Raw genomic sequence first — 16,742 nt, 5'->3', positions numbered from 1 at the left:
ACCGACAACAACACAACGCGTTTCCTGGTGATGTCGCGCGAGACAGACGATTCGCGCCGCGGTGATTTCGGCATGATCACCAGTTTCGTGTTCGAGGTGCGCAGCATTCCCGCCGCTCTGTACAAGGCGCTGGGAGGATTTGCCACCAATGGCGTCAACATGACCAAGCTGGAAAGCTACATGCTGGATGGCTCGTTCTCGGCCACGCAGTTCTATGCCGATATCGTCGGTCACCCCGAAGACGACAATGTGCGCCTCGCGATGGACGAGCTGAACCATTTCACCAACAACGTCGAGATCCTGGGCGTTTACCCTGCTGCCCGGCCACGCAGCTGAAACGACCGCAAAGCTGTTAGATTCGCAAAGGCGCCCGCTCAGCGGGCGCAGCGGCCCTCGATTTCCTTGGCGAATTCGGCCATCCGCAGCTTGAACCGGCGGGACATGTTCTTGCGGGCCAGTTTCAGCGATTGCAGGAACAGGCGCGCGGACAGCGTGTTCGCCTTCAACTCGATGGAAAAGCTCATCCTTGTGCGGCGCGGCGACAGCGCCAGCAACTCGATCACCACATCGCCGTTGATGCCCTTGCTGTGACTGGCAAAGCGCATCAGCGACGGCGCGTCATACTGTTTCAGCACCACATGCATCTCGCGCGGCTTACCGCGCAAACGAAACCGGGTGTCCCAGGCCATGCCTGCCCCGATCGGGGCGCTGGCATCGACGCGCTGCACCTCGACCCCGCGGCGCATGGCCGAGCGCTCAAAGGTCTCGAATTCGGAAAGGATGGCAAAGACCTGCGCCACCGGCGCCTCGATGTCTTCCTTGCTGATGAACTGCATGATCCCTCGTCGGTTGTGATTTTTGCGCGAGTTTCCCCTTAATCCAACGTGTCCGCAAGCCAGTTCTGCAACAGGAAATGCGCTATCGCCCCCTTGCGCGCGGGCAGCAGGCGCGGATGCTCGCCGGCAAAGGCCAGCATCATGTCGCTGCGGCTGACCCAGATCGCATCCTCGATTTCCACCGGGTCGATTTTCAGGTCGCGCGACAGCGCCTCGCCCGCGCAGCCGAACATCAGAGAGGCCGGAAATGGCCAGGGTTGACTGGACAGATAGGTGACCGCGCCGACGGGCACGCCCGCCTCTTCGAGCACCTCGCGGCGCACGGCGGCCTCCAGCGTCTCACCCGGTTCGACAAAACCCGCCAGCAGCGAATACATCCCCTCGGGCCAACCCGGAGAGCGACCCATCAACACCTGGTCGCCATGGGTGATCAACATGATCACCACCGGATCGGTGCGCGGGAAGTGCTGGCCACCACAAGCCGGGCAGCCGCGTTGCCACCCCGCCTGCGATATTTCGCTGCGGACGCCACAGCGGGCGCAGAACCTGTGACTGGCGTGCCAGCCGATCACGGCCTTGGCGGTGGCGGCCAGTTCAGCATCGCGCGGGCTGAGCCGCGTCATGATCCGCCGCAATTCGGCAAACACCTGCCCCTTGGGCAATTCGGGGTGCTGCTGCTCGGATCTGTCCACGAAACCGCCCAACCCGGTCAGGTCCTGTCCCTCAGCCTGCCAGCCCGAGATGTCCTGAGCAAAAAGCGGCGCGCCGGTGTCATCGAGGCCCAGGAAAATCGGCGTCTCGGCTTCTCCACCCGGACCCTCGGTCACCAGCGGATGTGCCGGCGCGACCCAGGCCAGACGCTCAAGCCGCTCACTTTCGACCAGCAGCTTGCCGCGCCACAGAAGCAGGCAGCGTGCTTTGGGGTCGGCGGCCATTTGCGCCTGCGCCATCGCATCACCGCGCAGATGTGCCGCCCGATCCAGACCCGAGCCTCCAAACGTAACCTGCTCTGCGGTTTTCATGCCTGCCCTCTCTCGACTTCGCCCTGACCGGCTCACCGGTGGCACAGGGCTGCCACGGCGGGCGGCGCAGATCAATCGGTAACTGCCTGCACTGACGCCGGAAAGAGACAGGGTTGACACAAATCGTGATCGACTAACACCTTGCCCTGATACGGTTTTTTCTATTTCTGAATAGGGCACTCTACCTATGGGGGAGTTTTCGCATGGACCGGGTAATGGAATTTGAATGGAACCTTCACATCAGGCCATGTCAACGGATGCCGTCGCAGAGGGCGGCGCTGAATTGCGCGTCCGCCTGCTGGCCACCACCGACCTGCATATGCACCTGACGGGCCACGACTATTATGCCGACCGTCCCGACCCGTCCGGAGGGCTGACCCGCATTGCCCGGCTGATCCATGCCGCGCGGGCCGAGCCGGGGGTCGACCTGTGCCTGTTGTTCGACAATGGCGACAGCCTTCAGGGCAGTCAGATGGGCGATGTCTGTGCCCACCACCCCGAGAACCCGCACCCGCTGATGCGGTCCTTTGCCTATCTCGGGTATGACGCGCTGGGTTTGGGCAATCACGATTTCAACTTTGGGCTGGAGGTTCTGGACCGGGTGCTGGGTCAGGCACCCTGCCCGGTGGTCTGCTCGAACGCCCACCGGCTGGACGGCTCACCCTCGTGGAAGCACACCGCGATCCTTGATCGCACGGTGCACTGCGGATCAGTGCAATCCCGGATCAAGATCGGCGTACTGGCTGCATTGCCTCCACAGACTGTGGAATGGGACTCGCATCTGCTGTCAGGGCGGATGCGCGTCGGGGGTATCGTAGAGTCGGCACGTGAAGCGGTGGCCCGCCTCAAGGCCAAGGGCTGCGACCTGATCGTTGCACTGGCCCATTCCGGGCTGGCCGAGCCCGAGGCGACGCCCGAGCAGGAAAACGCGGTGATCCCGCTTGCCGCGCTCGAGGGCGTCGATGCGGTGATCGCCGGACATACCCATTTGCAGGTGCCCGCACCCGATACCGGACCTTGCCCCCATACGCCGATGACCGAGGGGCTGGTACATGGAAAACCTGTGGTCATGCCGGGGCATCACGGCTCGCATCTGGGGGTCATCGACCTCGATCTGAGGCTGGGAGCGCAAGGCCGCTGGCGGGTCGAACGGGCACAAGCCACCCTGCGCGCAGCCGTTGGCAACGAGGATGCGACGCTTGTGCGCCTGCTGGCTGCCGATCATGCAACCACGCGCGCGGTCGCCAATCAACCTGCCGGTCACTCGGACCAGTCGATGCACAGCTATTTCGCCTTCATCGCACCCGATCGCAGCCTGGCCAAGGTCGCCGCCGCGCAGGCCGCTGGCTTGCGCCCCTATCTGGTTGGCACGGCGCTGTCGGATCTGCCGATGCTGTCGGCGGTCTCGCCGCTCAAGGCTGGCGGTCGCGCCGGACCGGATCATTATACAGACGTGCCCGCCGGCCCATTGTCGATGCGCCATGTGGCCGATCTGCACATGTTTCCCAACGAGTTGCGGGCGCTGGTTTTGACCGGGGCCGACCTGCGCGAATGGCTCGAGATGGCAGCGGGCGTGTTCCACAGACCCGGTGAGGCGAAAGGCGCCGCCCTGCTGCGGGATGCCAGAGTTCCTGGGCACAATTTCGATATCCTCTATGGGCTCAGCTATGAAATCGACCTGTCGACGCCACCACGATACGATATCGGCGGCCAACTGATCTCGGACCGAAACCGTCGAATCGGAGCCCTGTTTCACGACGGCAAGCCCATCGAAGAGGGACAGAGGCTTGTCGTCGCACTGAACAATTACCGCACCAATGGCGGCGGTCATTTCCACATGCTGGACAGCGGTCAGCCTGTTTCCCTGCCGGGGCTGCGGATACAGGCCGTTTTGCGCGACTACCTGTCCGGGCGCCTGCCCCGCGATCCGCTCGAGGACGCGCCCCAACCCTGGCGATTTGCCCCGCTGCCGGGGCGGGCCGCCATTCTACGCACCGGGCCACGCGCCCGCGAACACCTGGACGAGCTTGCCGGGCGCGACATAGCCGATCTGGGCGTGGACGCCGAAGGGTTTCTCTGCCTGCGCGTCGGGCTTTGAGATCTTGTCATCCCGGCCCGACCCGCCTATATCGGGTCGCGAGAGGTTGGCGCGGGCGAGCGCCTCGCCAACCTGGTCAGGTCCGGAAGGAAGCAGCCACAACGAGTCCCGCTTGGGTCGATGTCCAGCCTCTCACTTGCACCGCCGCGCCTGCGGCACCCGGAATTCTGTAGCATGCGGAGGGATGTATGATTGTAGCAAAGACCCTTCGGGCAGAGCGGTTCTGACGACTCATACCCCTGCCTGAACCCGTTCCGGCCGGATGCGCGTGCGCCATCCGCCCGCCTTGCGTTCTTTCGCAACAGGCAGACCGATGTCTCTTACACTCCCGGACCTTGGATGGTCCTCTTTCTTTGCCGCGCAGGCCGCGGCCCATTCCGGCTGTACGCCCTATCGCCTGACAGCCATTCACCGCAGCGCCCTGACCGGATTGTCGCCCGAGGGCGAAACGCTGTTGATCACGCCGCCCGACCAGCCGACCGGCGCCTTTGCCGTGGGCGACTGGGTCCTGGCCGATCCCGAGCACCGCGTCCGGCATCTGCTCGACCGGCGCAGCCTGTTGAAACGGCGCGCGGCGGGAACCGGGGCCGAGGCGCAGTTGATCGCGGCCAATGTCGATGTGCTGTTCATCACCAGTTCCTGCAACGCCGATTTCAACCTGCCCCGGTTGGAGCGCTATCTGGCGCTGACCCATCAGGCCGGGTGTTATCCCGTTGTGGTGCTGACCAAGGCCGACACCTGTGCCGACCCCCGCGCCTATGTCGCGCGGGCCGAGGCGCTGGCGCCGTTTCTGACGGTGCTGGCGGTCAACGCGCTTGATCCTGCCGATCTGGATAGGGTCCTTTCATGGTGCCCCTCCGGCCAGACAGGGGCGCTGGTGGGCTCTTCAGGCGTGGGCAAGACCACGTTGATGAATGGCCTCACCGGTACGCAGGAGGCCACGGCCGGTATCCGCGAGGACGATGCCAAGGGCCGTCACACCACCACCGCCCGTGCCCTGCGGCGGACGGTCAACGGCGGCTGGCTGGTCGATACACCAGGCATGCGCGCTCTGCGTCTGCTGGATGCGGGCGACGGGATCGACGAGGTTTTTCAGGACCTCTCGGACCTCGCCACCAGCTGTCGTTTCTCGGATTGCGGACATGACAGCGAACCGGGCTGCGCCATCCAGGCAGCCATTGCGGCGGGCACGCTGGAACCCGCTCGCCTCGACCGCTGGCGCAAGCTGAAGCGCGAGGATGCGCGCAACTCGGAAAGCGTGGCCGAGGCGCGCTCACGCGACAAGGCGTTCGGCAAGATGGTCCGCGCGGTGATGCGCGACAAGCAGGGCCGGAACAAGGGCTGAACAGCCCCGGGATCGCCCCCTCCTCAGGGGGCGATCAGCCGAGGCCAGAGTGCGGCATTGCGCCGGGCAAACGCGCCCAGATGGCCGATTTCGCGTACCCCGTGTTCCTTTGGCCGCAACAGGTGCCGCCGGGCGCTGTCGCCATAGAGTTCGGCCAGTCGCCAGACACATTCGGGTGGGATCGTATCGTCATCTTCGCAGGCAAAGAGATCGACTTGCGCGCCCGAGCGGCCCCAATCGGGTTTCGGCAGGCGGGTGCCTGTCTCGGGTAAATATGCGCCGGGCGTTGTGCACCAGCGCCGCCATTCCCAATAGACGCCGGGCGGCAGATCGGTGCCAAAGCCAATCGCGCGCCCCGGCAGATAGCCTAAGGTCTTGACCAGCAGGGGCGCATGACCAAACCAGAACAGCCGCGCCAGCGCCTGATAGGGCCAGGGGTGGTCCGAGTGATGCACCAGCCCGGAACAGACGCAGATCATGCGCGCGATGGGCTCGATCCCCGGTTGCAGTGGCCCCAGCATGGCGCCAACCGAATGGCCGATCACCCAGAGCGGCAGATCGGGAAACCGGCGCTGCATTTCGGCATAGGCGGCGGGCATGTCAAGGAGCGCCCAGTCGGACATGGTGGCGGTCGAGGCCGCAAGCGGCCCCCTCGTCGAATGGCCGAAATCGCGATAATCATAGGTCAGGCAGGCCATGCCCCGCTCGGCCGCCAGCCAGGTGGCGAAATGCTGGTAATACTCACGCGGCACCCCGGTGGCGCTGTTGATCACAATCGCAACTCGGGGCGTGCCCACCGGCAGATAGAGCCGCCCCGACAGCTGCGCCGATCCGGACGTAAAATGAAAATCCTCGACCCCGACAGATGTCTGCATATCCAGCATTGCGACCTCCAGAATTACTAGACCGATTGGTCTATTTCTCATGTCTGGACCAATCGGTCCAGAGCTGTCAATATCCTCGGCACATGACCCAACGTCCACTTCCGACCAAAGATCGCCTGATCCGCACCGCCGCCCAGCTGTTCCAGCGCCGGGGGTATCATGGCGTTGGATTGTCCGAACTGCTGGCCGAGGCAGAGGCGCCCAAGGGCTCGCTCTATCACCACTTTCCCAATGGGAAATCCGACCTGGCACTGGCCTCGGCCACCTGGGCCTCGGACGAGATGCTGCGGCTGATCGCGGCCTCGTTCGAACCGGCCGACAGTTTCCATGACGGGATGCAGGTGCTGTGCGGCAAGGTCGCGAAGCTCTTTGACAAGTCAGGCCAATGGGATGGCTGCCCGATCTCGTCGACCCTGTTCGAAGGCCCGGACAACGCCGCGTTTCGCGCCCATGCCCGCCACCTGTTCGAAGGCTGGATTACCGAGGGCGCGCATCATGCCAGACGCTTTGGGCTAACCGATCCGCAAAAGATCGCCGAGACCATGTTCATCCTGCTGCAAGGCGGCTGGATGCTGGCCCGCGCCCGGCAATCCTCGGACGTGCTGCGCCGTTTGCCCGAGATGCTGCCGCGCGCGGATTAGAGCCTGTTGGTGTTGAACGTGTCGCAGCTTGCGACCCGGCCACTTTTATAGCCGCGATCGAACCAGGATGCCCGCTGCGCCGACGTGCCGTGCGTAAAGGTATGCGGTTGCGGCACCCGGCCCGCCTGCCGTTGCAGCCGGTCGTCGCCGATCATCCGGGCGGCGTTCAGCGCTTCATCCAGATCGCCGCGTTCCATCAGGCCCTGGACCGAGCGCGCCCAGACACCCGACAGGCAATCGGCCTGCAATTCCAGCCGCACGGTCAGCGCGTTGGCCTCGACCTGCGAGGATTGCCGGCGGGCCTGATCCACCTGACCGAGAATGCCCAACTGGTTCTGCACGTGATGGCCCACTTCGTGTGCGATTACATAGGCGGCGGCGAAATCGCCACCCGCCTGCAACCGCCGCGCCAGCGTGGCAAAGAAATCGGTGTCGAGATAGGCCTTTTGATCGGCGGGGCAGTAGAATGGTCCGGTCGCGCCTGAGGCGCCGCCACAGGGGCTGGACGTCACCTGAGAGAACAGCACCAGCGTCGGCGGGATGTAGTCACGGCCCAGTTGGTCGCGGAACACGGTGCCCCAGACATCCTCGGTCGTGGCCAATACGCGCGAGACGAATTCGCCCGCCTGCCGCTCTTCGGCGGTCAGTTCCTTGGGTGTGCTCTGGCTCGGGCCCGGCCGTTCGGTCAGGAACGGGGTGACGTCGATGCCGGTGAAAGCGCCGATAACCAAGAGCAGCAGAACCCCGCCGATACCCAGCCCGCGCCCGCCGATGGCCATGCCACCGCCACGTCGCCCGCGACGATCCTCGACATGCCTGCTGCCGCGTACTCCTCTCAACCGCATGCCGACACCCTTCTTCAGCCTGACTACTCGATACCGATACTAGCATCCCGCCGCATGGGGAAAAACACGGCACGAACACCCGGCTTGACTCCGGCCCGCAACACCCGCTACCGCTAAGGCGATGGTTCTCGGTGACACATGCGCCGGGATGAAAAGGGAACACGGTGCGGCCCCCTGGCGACAGAGGACCAATGCCGAGACTGCCCCCGCAACTGTAAGCGGTGAGCGATGCCGAAATGCCACTGGCCCCCGGGCCGGGAAGGCCGGCAAAGCCTGGACCCGCAAGTCAGGAGACCTGCCATCGCAACCGTAACTCGAACCCGGGCGGGGTGTCCGGACGGGATGCCTTGGCCCTGGTCGGCCGGTCCCCGACACCCTGTTCCACCGCGCGGAGGGCGCAGGATGATCTGGACTACAAGAACGCATGAATTTGCCGCAACGCTCTGTCGCCGAACCGGCAGGCCTTGCCCGGCGCTGTCGGCATTGGCCGAGAACCTCGCCCGCGCGCTGCGTCAGGCTGAACCGATGACCGATGCAGGTTTCGCGATAGAGGGGCATTGCGAGATGCCCCCGTGTGGAGCAGGTTGCATGGCCCGCTACGCCGCCTCGCACAGCCGGATCCGCGTGTTCTGCGGCGTCGACGAAGACACCGCCCTGTCGCATCTGAATCGCTTTGCCGATGCGCTGATGGCGCCCGACGGAGCGGGATTTGCCGCCGGGCCGGGCCCGGTACCATGCGCCATGGCCGAGGCCCGGCCCCGCTGCGTCCACTCTGCTGCGCCAGCGCAAGCAACGGCCTGAAGGATCAGTCCCGGATAGCACGCCCAGCCAGCGCCCAGTCCATCTGGGCGTCGGTTTCCACCGCGCAGGGGCGGACCGACCGCAAATGCGCAAGCGCCGCCTTGGGCTCTTCGCCCGTCTCGATCATCAGGCGCAACGCCGCCATGCCCGACCGGCCACAGCCACCCTTGCAATGGATCAATACGCGCCCGCCGCCGTGCAGAGCATGCCGGGCCGATTTGCTGATCGCCTTCCATTTGATCTCGGCATCACGGCCAGGCACTCCGAAATCATCGACCGGCAGATGAGCCCAGCGGCAGGCGCGACTCTGGATATCAGCACCAAAATTGCGCGCACCGTGCTGCAGCATCTCGACCTCGGTCGTCATCGAGATCACCAGCCCGGGCGCCCAGGACCCGATCAGATCGACATCGCCGGAATAATCGCCCGACCGTCCCGGCAACTGGCAGATCGCCAATGTGCCGCCGCCGACTTGCAGCGCATAGAGAACCAGCTGCGCCATCTGCGGTATCCCTTCCCGACCGACCATTGCCACGGGGCGTGGCGATCCTGACCCCAAGGGTAGAATGGCCTTTAACGCGGCGTTATCGCAAGACAAGATACCCGTGAACAGATCAAACAGCGCCGCGACGCGGGTCAGCGGTTGTCTATATACACGCGAATCTGATCCCGGGTCACGCCCTGAGCGCCGATCAGATGTGCCACCGGAATGCCGTTGATCGGGACCATGGTCCCGGTCTCGTCATCAAGCTCTTGCACGCTGACCCGTGTCTCTCCAACGGAGCCGGGACGCAGCAGCAAAGCTTCGCCCTTCAGGGTCAGGACATCTCGTGCCGTATCGAAATCGGTGATCGTGACAACGTCATAGCCATCCGCAACGCCGCTATAATTCTCGATCACCACCTGGTCGGCCCCACCCCCGGTGGTGACCAGGTCCCCCTCATCCACGACCAGGGTATCGCGCCCGACGCCACCCTTGACGGTGTCCGCCGTACCCAGGTCGCCGCGATCGTCCACCGAAACGATGAAGTCGTCGCCCTGCTGTCCGTTAATCAGATTAGAGCCGAAATTGTCGGATATCGCATCGTCGCCCGCGCCACTTGCAATCGTGTAATCGTCCCGAACGGCGTTACCTCCAACGGGAAGGGACTCGACGGAACAGATTCGTATACCCCTGTACCCGTCTGCATCAACCTCGAGACAGGGGAACGCACCCGCCATTTCCAACCCAATCCTGTTCCACCCCTGAAACAATCACACAGGCGGTGGACCTTCGCCCCTCTGCCCAGTACCGTCTGCAGAACCAGAATCCAGCCCCGACGAAAGCAGCCAATGTCCGACGCCTCTCCGACCCCCTATCAGGTGCTGGCCCGCAAGTACCGGCCCGAAACCTTTGCCGATCTGGTCGGGCAGGATTCGATGGTGCGGACGCTTAAAAATGCCTTTGCCGCCGACCGGATCGCGCAAGCGTTCATCATGACCGGCATCCGGGGCACCGGCAAGACGACCACCGCGAGGATCATCGCCAAGGGAATGAACTGTATTGGCCCGGATGGAAATGGCGGGCCGACCACCGAACCTTGCGGGACATGCGAGCATTGCGTGGCCATCATGGAAGGCCGCCATGTCGATGTGATGGAGATGGACGCCGCCAGCCGCACCGGCGTGAACGACATCCGCGAGATCATCGACAGCGTGCGCTATCGCGCCGCCAGCGCGCGTTACAAGATCTATATCATCGACGAGGTTCACATGCTGTCGACCAGCGCCTTCAACGCGCTGCTCAAGACGCTGGAGGAGCCGCCGGCGCATGTGAAATTCATCTTTGCCACGACCGAGATCCGCAAGGTGCCGGTGACAGTGCTGAGCCGCTGCCAGCGGTTTGACCTGCGCCGGATTGAGCCCGAGGACATGATCGCGCTGATGCGCCGGATCGCCGATGCCGAGGGGGCGCAGATCGCCGAAGACGCGCTGGCGCTGATCGTGCGCGCCGCGGAAGGGTCGGCGCGAGATGCGACCTCTCTCCTGGACCAGGCGATCAGCCATGGCGCGGGCGAGACCAGCGCCGAGCAGGTTCGGGCGATGCTGGGACTGGCCGACCGGGGACGGGTGCTGGACCTGATGGACATGATCCTGCGCGGCGATGCGGGCGCGGCACTGACCGAGCTTGGCGCTCAATATGCCGAAGGCGCCGACCCGATGGCAGTGCTGCGCGATCTGGCCGAGATCACCCATTGGGTGTCGGTGGTCAAGATCACGCCCGATGCCGCCGAGGATCCGACCGTTTCGCCCGACGAGCGGGCGCGCGGCCAGCAGATGGCGGATGCGCTGCCGATGCGAGTGCTGACCCGGATGTGGCAGATGCTGCTGAAAGCGCTGGAAGAGGTTGCAGCCGCTCCCAATGCGATGATGGCCGCCGAGATGGCGGTGATCCGGCTGACCCATGTGGCCGATCTGCCCAGCCCCGAAGAGCTGATCAAACGGTTGCAGGACGCGCCACCGCCGCCGAACCCCGGCGGCGGGGTGCGCGGCGGTCAGGGCGCGCCCTCCGCCAACGGGGTGAGCGCCAGCTATGTACCCGCCCCGCGCAGCGGTGGCGGCGGGCCTGTTGCGGCGCTGGCGCAGGATGCGCAAACGGCATTGGCGCGGTTTCCCACATTCGAGCATGTGGTCGAACTGATCCGCGCCAATCGCGACGGCAAGCTGTTGGCGGATATCGAGATGGACCTGCGATTGGTCAGCTATCAGCCGGGCCGGATCGAGTTTCAACCCACCGAGCGCGCCCCCACCGATCTGGCGCAGCGGCTGGGCAGTGCGCTGCAACGCTGGACCGGCAATCGCTGGGCGGTGAGCGTGGTGGCGCAGGGCGGCGACAAGACCATCGACGAGGTGCGCAACGCCGAGAAATACGCGCTGGAGGAGAAGGCCCGCGAACATCCGCTGGTGCAGGCGGTGCTGGCACAGTTTCCCAAGGCGCGGATCACCCATATCGAGACCCCCGAACAGCGCGCTGCCAAGGTGGTGACCGAGGCGCTGCCCGAGGTCGAGGATGAATGGGATCCGTTCGAGGACAGCTGAGCGCCGCCTCTCGAACGCGGAGCGCCGAGAATTTTCGACGAAAATTCTCGGCGCGTCCGTGGCGATCGTCGACGCGCTTCAGACGAGCTTCTTCTGCATGGTGATCGAGGTGGGCCGATCGTAACCGGGATGTGCGGTCTCTCCGGTCTGGACAAAACCAAGCCGAGTAAAGGCGGCGTGGTTCTCCACCAGTTCCACCCGAGTTTCCAGCTCGACAACCGGCAGGCCCAGCGCGCGGGCGCGGGTCTCGGCCTGAGCCACCAGTCGGCGGGCCAGCCCTTGCCCTCGTAATTCAGCGTCCACCGCAAGCTTGCCGAGATAGAGCCGCCCGGGTTTGACCGTCAGGAACACCACCGCCAGCGGGGGTGTTCCCAGTGCCCAGATTTCGTGCCGCGCCGCATGATCCGCGACTGTTTCTTCAGTCAGACGATGCATTGACGAGGGCGGGTCGATCCGGCCATCCATGAAGGCAAAGCTGTCACGGATCAGGGACAGGACCACGCCAATCTGCGGGCTGTCCGGTGCGACCCGGTAGGGAGCGAGGTTCACAGCGAAGCCTCCGGGCGGAAATCCTCGGGGATGCTGTCGCGCCCTTCCAGTACCAGATCGGCCATGACCTGGGCCACTTTGGGCGCCATGCCGAAGCCGATCTTGAACCCGCCATTGGCGATGAACTGGCCGGGATAGAGCGGATGCGCCCCCAGCATCGGCGCGCGCGAGCGCGAGCGGGGGCGCACGCCCGCCCAGCGCTCGATCACCTCGGCCCCGTGCAATAGCGGCACCGCCTGCATTGCGCGGTCCAGAACCGTGTCCAGTGCCGCATCGGTGCCGTTCGGGTCATCGTAATCGCGTTCCGAGGTGGAGCCGATTGCCAGCGTGCCATCCGCGTGGGGCACGATATGCACCGTATCGGCAAAAAGCTGCGGCGCCTGTCGCCCGGCATCGAAGCGCACCAGCGCCGCCTGGCCCTTGACCCCACTGCCCACGATGCGACCCCACCCGCGGTTCAACTCTTCCAGCCCGGCGATGCCGGTGGCGTGAATCACCCGCCCCCGGTCGGGCGCCTCGATCAGCACCTCGACTCCGCGCACCGCCAGCGCCGCGACCAGCGCGGCACAGGCGCGACGTGGATGCATGCGGGCGCTGAGCGTATCCTGCACCACCAGCCCAGTGGGTGAAGGCGGGCACCAGCCGCCCATCTCGCCAACCGGGCAGACCCGCCATTCGGCCCGCCCCTGCCACAGGGTACGGGCGTTTACCGCCCGTTCCTGTGCCAACGCCACGGCACGATCATCCGACAGCGGCTGGATGCGCCCGGTGCGGCCATAGCCGGGCGACACGCCGCCCGCCGCCTCTACTCCAGCCCAGAACCCTTCGGCCATCATCAGGCTGTCAAACTGGAACGCTTTCTTGGCATTCCAGTTCTCCGGCACATGCGGGGCCAGCGCGCCGACCAAGCCGCCCGACGACCCTGCCCCCGGCCCGAACGGGTCGACCACCTGCACCCGCGCCCCGCGCAAGACGCATGCCCATGCGATGGAAAGGCCGAAGATCCCCGCGCCGCGTATCGTCACATCGGCCATTGCCATCGCCCGTCCCTTTCGCCAGTGTCGCGCCGATTTCGTAGGGGATATTCGCATGGTTGACCAGCAAGCGAAACTCAGCTGGACCGAGGACCGGATACCGGTCTCGGACCGGTTCGACGATCCCTATTTCTCGCTTGAAAACGGTCTGGCCGAGACGCGGCATGTGTTTCTGGCGGGCAACAGCCTGCCAGAGCGGTTCAGACCGGGCTTTCATATCGCCGAGCTGGGTTTTGGCACCGGGCTCAACATGCTGACCGCCTGGGCCGCCTGGGAAAGCACAGGCATGACCGGCCCGCTGCGCTTTACCAGTTTCGAAGCCTATCCAATGACGCATGACGACATGGCCCGGGCGCTGGCCGCCTTCCCCGAGCTTGCCCTCTGGGTCGAAAGGTTTCTGCAGGTCTGGACCGGAGCGCCTTGCGATCTGGGCACACTGCAACTGGATGTGGTGCAGGGCGATGCGCGCCAGACCCTGCCGGAATGGACGGGACGGGCCGATGCCTGGTTCCTCGACGGCTTCTCCCCCGCCAAGAATCCCGAGCTTTGGCAAGCGGATTTGCTGGCACATGTCGCAAACCGGACAGCACCGGGCGGCACGGTTGCCACATACACGGCAGCAGGCTTTGTGCGGCGCGGGCTGGAGGCGGCCGGGTTTGCCGTGACGCGGGTGCCGGGATACGGCCGCAAACGGCACATGACGCAAGGGGTACGGCCATGACACAGGCGACAGGGCGGGTACAGCAGAACAATATTCCCGCCGGTATCGCGCTGATGCTGGCCGCCACGGTCGTGTTCGCACTTCAGGACGGTATCTCGCGCCACCTCGCGTCAAGCTACAACACCTATATGGTGGTGATGATCCGATATTGGTTCTTTGCCGCTTTCGTGATTGCGCTGGCGGCCCGGTCCCGTGGCGGATTACGCGCCGCAACCCGCACTGCGCAGCCGGGCCTGCAGATTTTTCGCGGGCTGCTGCTGGCGGGCGAGATCTGCGTGGCGGTATTCGGCTTTACCGTTCTGGGCCTGATCGAGAGCATGGCGGTGTTCATCTGCTACCCGCTTCTGGTGGCGGCCCTGTCCGGCCCGGTATTGGGCGAAAAGGTCGGCTGGCGGCGTTGGGCGGCCATCGGGGTCGGGTTGATCGGCGTGCTGATCATCCTTCAGCCGGGCATGGGCGTGTTCAACCCCTGGGCCGTGGTGCCGCTGATTTCGGCCCTGATGTTCGCGCTCTATGGTCTGCTGACCCGCTATGCCGCCCGGCAGGACAGCACCGCCACCAGCTTCTTCTGGACCGGCGTATCGGGCGCCGTGGCCATGACCGCCATTGGCCTGTGGTTCTGGGAGCCGATGAATGCCGCCGACTGGCGCTGGATGGCGCTGCTCTGTGTCAGCGGCGCCACCGGGCACTGGCTGTTGATCAAATGCTACGAGATGGCCGAGGCAAGCGCGGTGCAACCCTTTGCCTATTTCCACCTGATGTGGACCGCGATCCTGGGTATCACCGTGTTTGGCGAGACCCTGCGCAGCGCCGTCATCATCGGCGCCGCGCTGATCGTGGCCGCTGGCCTATTCACCCTGTGGCGCGAACGCGCGCAAAGTCGATCCCGCTAGTTCAGCGGAAAACGGCAACGGCAGCGGTTCCTTGCCAAGGCGCGCACGATAGACAGGCAGGCTCTCGGTCACCCGCATGATGTAATTGCGGGTCTCCTCGAACGGGATATGTTCGATCCAGTCAACGATATCGGGGGTGCCGCTGCGCGGATCGCCAAACCGCTCCATCCAGCTGATCGGACGATTGGGGCCAGCATTATAGCCCGCCGCCATCATCACCACATTGCCGTCGAACTCTCCGGCCAGTTCAGCCAGGTAATTGGCGCCCAGCTTGGCGTTATACTCCCAATTGGACGTCAGGCTGTCGGTAGAGTGCCCACCCAGAATGCCCAGCGTATCGGCCACCAGCCGCGCCGTCGCGGGCATCACCTGCATCAGGCCGCGCGCGCCCGCACCCGAGATCACCACCGGGTCGAACTCGCTTTCACGGCGTGCAATGGCCAGCGTCATTTCGGGCGCCATCGGCAGGTTCAGCCGCCCGACCGGATGCAACGGGTAATAGGCGCCGGTCAGCACCACCCCCTCTTGCGCTTTTCGCTTGGCGATCATCACCGACAGATGCGGTTCCTGCATCTCCAGCGCCATCTCGGCCAGCTGCGTCGCCTGTACCGGGTCGAGACTCTCGGCCAGATGGGTCAGGAACCGCTCGGCCAGATCCCGCTCTCCGGCACGCAGCAACAGCAGCCCGGCCTCAAGCACGCTGGAGGACATGAATGCCGCCTCGCGCCAGGGGGGCGTTGCGGGCGGGTTGGCCAGGGCCGGGTCGAACGGGCGCCCGATCCGCTCGGCAGCCAGCAGACCATAGAACGAGGTCTGATGCTCGGCCCCCATGGCATAGGCGGCATGGGCCTTGTCCACATCGCCCAGCGCCGCATAGGCGCGACCCAGCCAATAGCCCGCCCGCCCTTTCGAAATCGGCGAGTTGACCGCCGCATCGAAGCGCTGGAAATGGGCGACGGCCGCAGCTGGGTCGCCCAGCTTGGCCAGGGCAAGATACCCTGCCAGCCACTCCAGATCGGCATAGGCATATCCCATCCCCGGTGTCATGAAATGGCGCGCGGCCATCTGATAGGCGCGTTCGTTGCGGTCCTGCCGCATCATCAGCCGCGTCAGCCGCGCGCGCGCCTTGCCCCACATGCCCGGCTCGCCCAGCGCCTCGGCACTGACCGAGCGTTCCAACATCAGGTCTATGGCGCTGTCATCCAGCTCCTTTCGGTCACGCCAGACAAATCGGTCATGCGCCAGCCCAGGCGACTGGGCCAAAGCTTCGGGAACGGCAGAGATCAGGGCATCTACACCGGGCACCCGGTCCTTCAACCCGAGCCGCGCCTGCGCCAGCTTGCGCTGATCCTCATCCACCAGCAACAGCATCTGCTTGGCGCTGATGGTGTAACCCTCCCACAGCATACGATCGAGTCGCGCGACATGATGCGGCGCCAGCAGCTTGCCGTAATTCTCGATATAGTCCCGTTGCAGCCCGGCCCCCATGGGCAGGGTGCGCCAGGCCTTGACCAGTTCCGCTTCGGCATCGCCCCGCTGTCCCGTGGCCAGCAGCGCCACCGCATAATTCAGCACGCCCTCGGCGGTCTGTGGCGGTGCGCCCGAGTAGAACTCCAGCACCCGTTCCGGCGGGGAAAGGGTGAATTGCGGCTCGGATTGTCGGCGCAGATAGTCAAGACCCGGCCAATCGCCCCGGCGGTTCAGAAACACCAGCGCATCGCCATCGGTCCCATAGCTCCTGCGCAGCCAGTGCCAGACGATGATGTCGCGCGACACCGAACCGCGCGCGCCCGCGACACTCAGCGCCTCGGTCCAGTTCTCGGCCCGCATTTCCCGCAGAGCAACCCGGAGATTCGCGGCAGCATCGGCCCATACAGGGCCGATTGCCGCGAAACACCAGAAAATCGCTGCCAGACTGATGATCAGAACGCGGGACATCCCTTGCATTTCCTGCCGAACCAAGGCTAGAGCCTTTCACGTTATACCTTGCGCGGC

16 protein-coding genes, 1 other RNA gene, 1 pseudogene and 1 riboswitch are annotated in these 16,742 nt (G+C 65.0%); of the genes and pseudogenes, 9 read left to right on the top strand and 9 right to left on the bottom strand.

Annotation, left to right across the window (positions count from 1 at the left end; translation table 11 throughout):
* Positions 1 to 336 (top strand): annotated as a pseudogene (locus AC2FL1_RS18610) (prephenate dehydratase); the annotation flags it as partial.
* 38 nt (positions 337 to 374) lie between these two features.
* Here AC2FL1_RS18610 and AC2FL1_RS18605 read toward each other — a convergent pair.
* Positions 375 to 836: an SRPBCC family protein gene (locus tag AC2FL1_RS18605; RefSeq protein WP_496825072.1), complete on the bottom strand. Its 462-nt coding sequence runs from the start codon at positions 834 to 836 to the stop codon at positions 375 to 377.
* 38 nt (positions 837 to 874) lie between these two features.
* Positions 875 to 1,858, bottom strand: coding sequence for an NAD(+) diphosphatase (nudC, locus tag AC2FL1_RS18600; RefSeq protein WP_496825073.1), 984 nt, complete (start codon positions 1,856 to 1,858; stop codon positions 875 to 877).
* A 247-nt stretch (positions 1,859 to 2,105) separates the two neighbouring features.
* Here nudC and AC2FL1_RS18595 point away from each other — a divergent pair, with 247 nt between their 5' ends.
* From AC2FL1_RS18595 to rsgA, 3 genes are all read left to right on the top strand, one after another.
* Positions 2,106 to 3,956 (top strand): 5'-nucleotidase C-terminal domain-containing protein, encoded by a 1,851-nt coding sequence (locus AC2FL1_RS18595; protein ID WP_496877906.1) that lies wholly within the window; start codon positions 2,106 to 2,108, stop codon positions 3,954 to 3,956.
* 39 nt (positions 3,957 to 3,995) lie between these two features.
* An RNA gene (ffs, locus tag AC2FL1_RS18590) (signal recognition particle sRNA small type) lies at positions 3,996 to 4,094 on the top strand.
* A 175-nt stretch (positions 4,095 to 4,269) separates the two neighbouring features.
* Positions 4,270 to 5,301 carry a ribosome small subunit-dependent GTPase A gene (gene rsgA / locus AC2FL1_RS18585; protein WP_496825075.1) on the top strand — a complete coding sequence of 344 codons (1,032 nt, stop codon included), beginning with the start codon at positions 4,270 to 4,272 and terminating at the stop codon, positions 5,299 to 5,301.
* A 23-nt stretch (positions 5,302 to 5,324) separates the two neighbouring features.
* Here rsgA and AC2FL1_RS18580 read toward each other — a convergent pair whose 3' ends face one another.
* Positions 5,325 to 6,185 carry an alpha/beta hydrolase family protein gene (locus AC2FL1_RS18580; RefSeq protein ID WP_496877905.1) on the bottom strand — a complete coding sequence of 287 codons (861 nt, stop codon included), beginning with the start codon at positions 6,183 to 6,185 and terminating at the stop codon, positions 5,325 to 5,327.
* Between the two features lie 83 nt (positions 6,186 to 6,268).
* Here AC2FL1_RS18580 and AC2FL1_RS18575 point away from each other — a divergent pair, with 83 nt between their 5' ends.
* A complete protein-coding gene (locus AC2FL1_RS18575) occupies positions 6,269 to 6,826 on the top strand; it encodes a TetR/AcrR family transcriptional regulator (RefSeq protein WP_496825077.1) in 558 nt (185 codons plus the stop codon).
* On the opposite strand, the gene ypfJ is transcribed toward AC2FL1_RS18575, so the two are convergent.
* A complete protein-coding gene (ypfJ, locus tag AC2FL1_RS18570) occupies positions 6,823 to 7,671 on the bottom strand; it encodes a KPN_02809 family neutral zinc metallopeptidase (RefSeq protein WP_496877904.1) in 849 nt (282 codons plus the stop codon). The two genes, AC2FL1_RS18575 and ypfJ, sit on opposite strands and share 4 nt — an antisense overlap.
* Before the next feature lie 105 nt (positions 7,672 to 7,776).
* A riboswitch (cobalamin riboswitch) is annotated at positions 7,777 to 7,988 on the top strand.
* A gap of 85 nt (positions 7,989 to 8,073) precedes the next feature.
* On the opposite strand from ypfJ, the gene AC2FL1_RS18565 reads away from it, so the two are divergent.
* Positions 8,074 to 8,472, top strand: coding sequence for a hypothetical protein (locus tag AC2FL1_RS18565; protein WP_496877903.1), 399 nt, complete (start codon positions 8,074 to 8,076; stop codon positions 8,470 to 8,472).
* Positions 8,473 to 8,476: 4 nt separating this feature from the next.
* Here AC2FL1_RS18565 and AC2FL1_RS18560 read toward each other — a convergent pair whose 3' ends face one another.
* Positions 8,477 to 8,974 (bottom strand): protein-tyrosine phosphatase family protein, encoded by a 498-nt coding sequence (locus AC2FL1_RS18560; protein ID WP_234221276.1) that lies wholly within the window; start codon positions 8,972 to 8,974, stop codon positions 8,477 to 8,479.
* 134 nt (positions 8,975 to 9,108) lie between these two features.
* On the bottom strand, positions 9,109 to 9,693 hold the full coding sequence (locus AC2FL1_RS18555; RefSeq protein ID WP_496825274.1) for a hypothetical protein: 585 nt from the start codon (positions 9,691 to 9,693) through the stop codon (positions 9,109 to 9,111).
* Between the two features lie 87 nt (positions 9,694 to 9,780).
* On the opposite strand from AC2FL1_RS18555, the gene AC2FL1_RS18550 reads away from it, so the two are divergent.
* On the top strand, positions 9,781 to 11,550 hold the full coding sequence (locus AC2FL1_RS18550; RefSeq protein ID WP_496877908.1) for a DNA polymerase III subunit gamma/tau: 1,770 nt from the start codon (positions 9,781 to 9,783) through the stop codon (positions 11,548 to 11,550).
* A 78-nt stretch (positions 11,551 to 11,628) separates the two neighbouring features.
* On the opposite strand, the gene AC2FL1_RS18545 is transcribed toward AC2FL1_RS18550, so the two are convergent.
* Both AC2FL1_RS18545 and AC2FL1_RS18540 read right to left on the bottom strand, forming a co-directional pair.
* Positions 11,629 to 12,099: a GNAT family N-acetyltransferase gene (locus AC2FL1_RS18545; protein ID WP_496825080.1), complete on the bottom strand. Its 471-nt coding sequence runs from the start codon at positions 12,097 to 12,099 to the stop codon at positions 11,629 to 11,631.
* Positions 12,096 to 13,139, bottom strand: a complete 1,044-nt coding sequence (locus AC2FL1_RS18540; RefSeq protein WP_496877902.1) for an NAD(P)/FAD-dependent oxidoreductase — start codon at positions 13,137 to 13,139, stop codon at positions 12,096 to 12,098. Before AC2FL1_RS18540 ends, AC2FL1_RS18545 begins: the two co-directional genes overlap by 4 nt.
* 49 nt (positions 13,140 to 13,188) lie before the next feature.
* Here AC2FL1_RS18540 and mnmC2 point away from each other — a divergent pair, with 49 nt between their 5' ends.
* Together mnmC2 and AC2FL1_RS18530 are read left to right on the top strand one after the other, a co-directional pair.
* The gene (gene mnmC2, locus AC2FL1_RS18535; RefSeq protein WP_496825082.1) at positions 13,189 to 13,854 is read left to right on the top strand and encodes a tRNA (5-methylaminomethyl-2-thiouridine)(34)-methyltransferase MnmC2; all 666 of its coding nucleotides are present in this window, start codon (positions 13,189 to 13,191) and stop codon (positions 13,852 to 13,854) included.
* Positions 13,851 to 14,747 (top strand): DMT family transporter, encoded by an 897-nt coding sequence (locus AC2FL1_RS18530; protein ID WP_496877901.1) that lies wholly within the window; start codon positions 13,851 to 13,853, stop codon positions 14,745 to 14,747. The genes mnmC2 and AC2FL1_RS18530 overlap by 4 nt, the downstream gene beginning before the upstream one ends.
* On the opposite strand, the gene AC2FL1_RS18525 is transcribed toward AC2FL1_RS18530, so the two are convergent.
* Positions 14,703 to 16,694 carry a lytic transglycosylase domain-containing protein gene (locus AC2FL1_RS18525; protein WP_496877900.1) on the bottom strand — a complete coding sequence of 664 codons (1,992 nt, stop codon included), beginning with the start codon at positions 16,692 to 16,694 and terminating at the stop codon, positions 14,703 to 14,705. The genes AC2FL1_RS18530 and AC2FL1_RS18525 overlap by 45 nt on opposite strands.
* Positions 16,695 to 16,742: the final 48 nt, after the last annotated feature.

This window comes from Ruegeria sp. YKSF070 (genome assembly GCF_059612725.1).
Note: the sequence above shows the minus strand (reverse complement) of the source record. Positions and strands in the feature narration are given on the sequence as shown.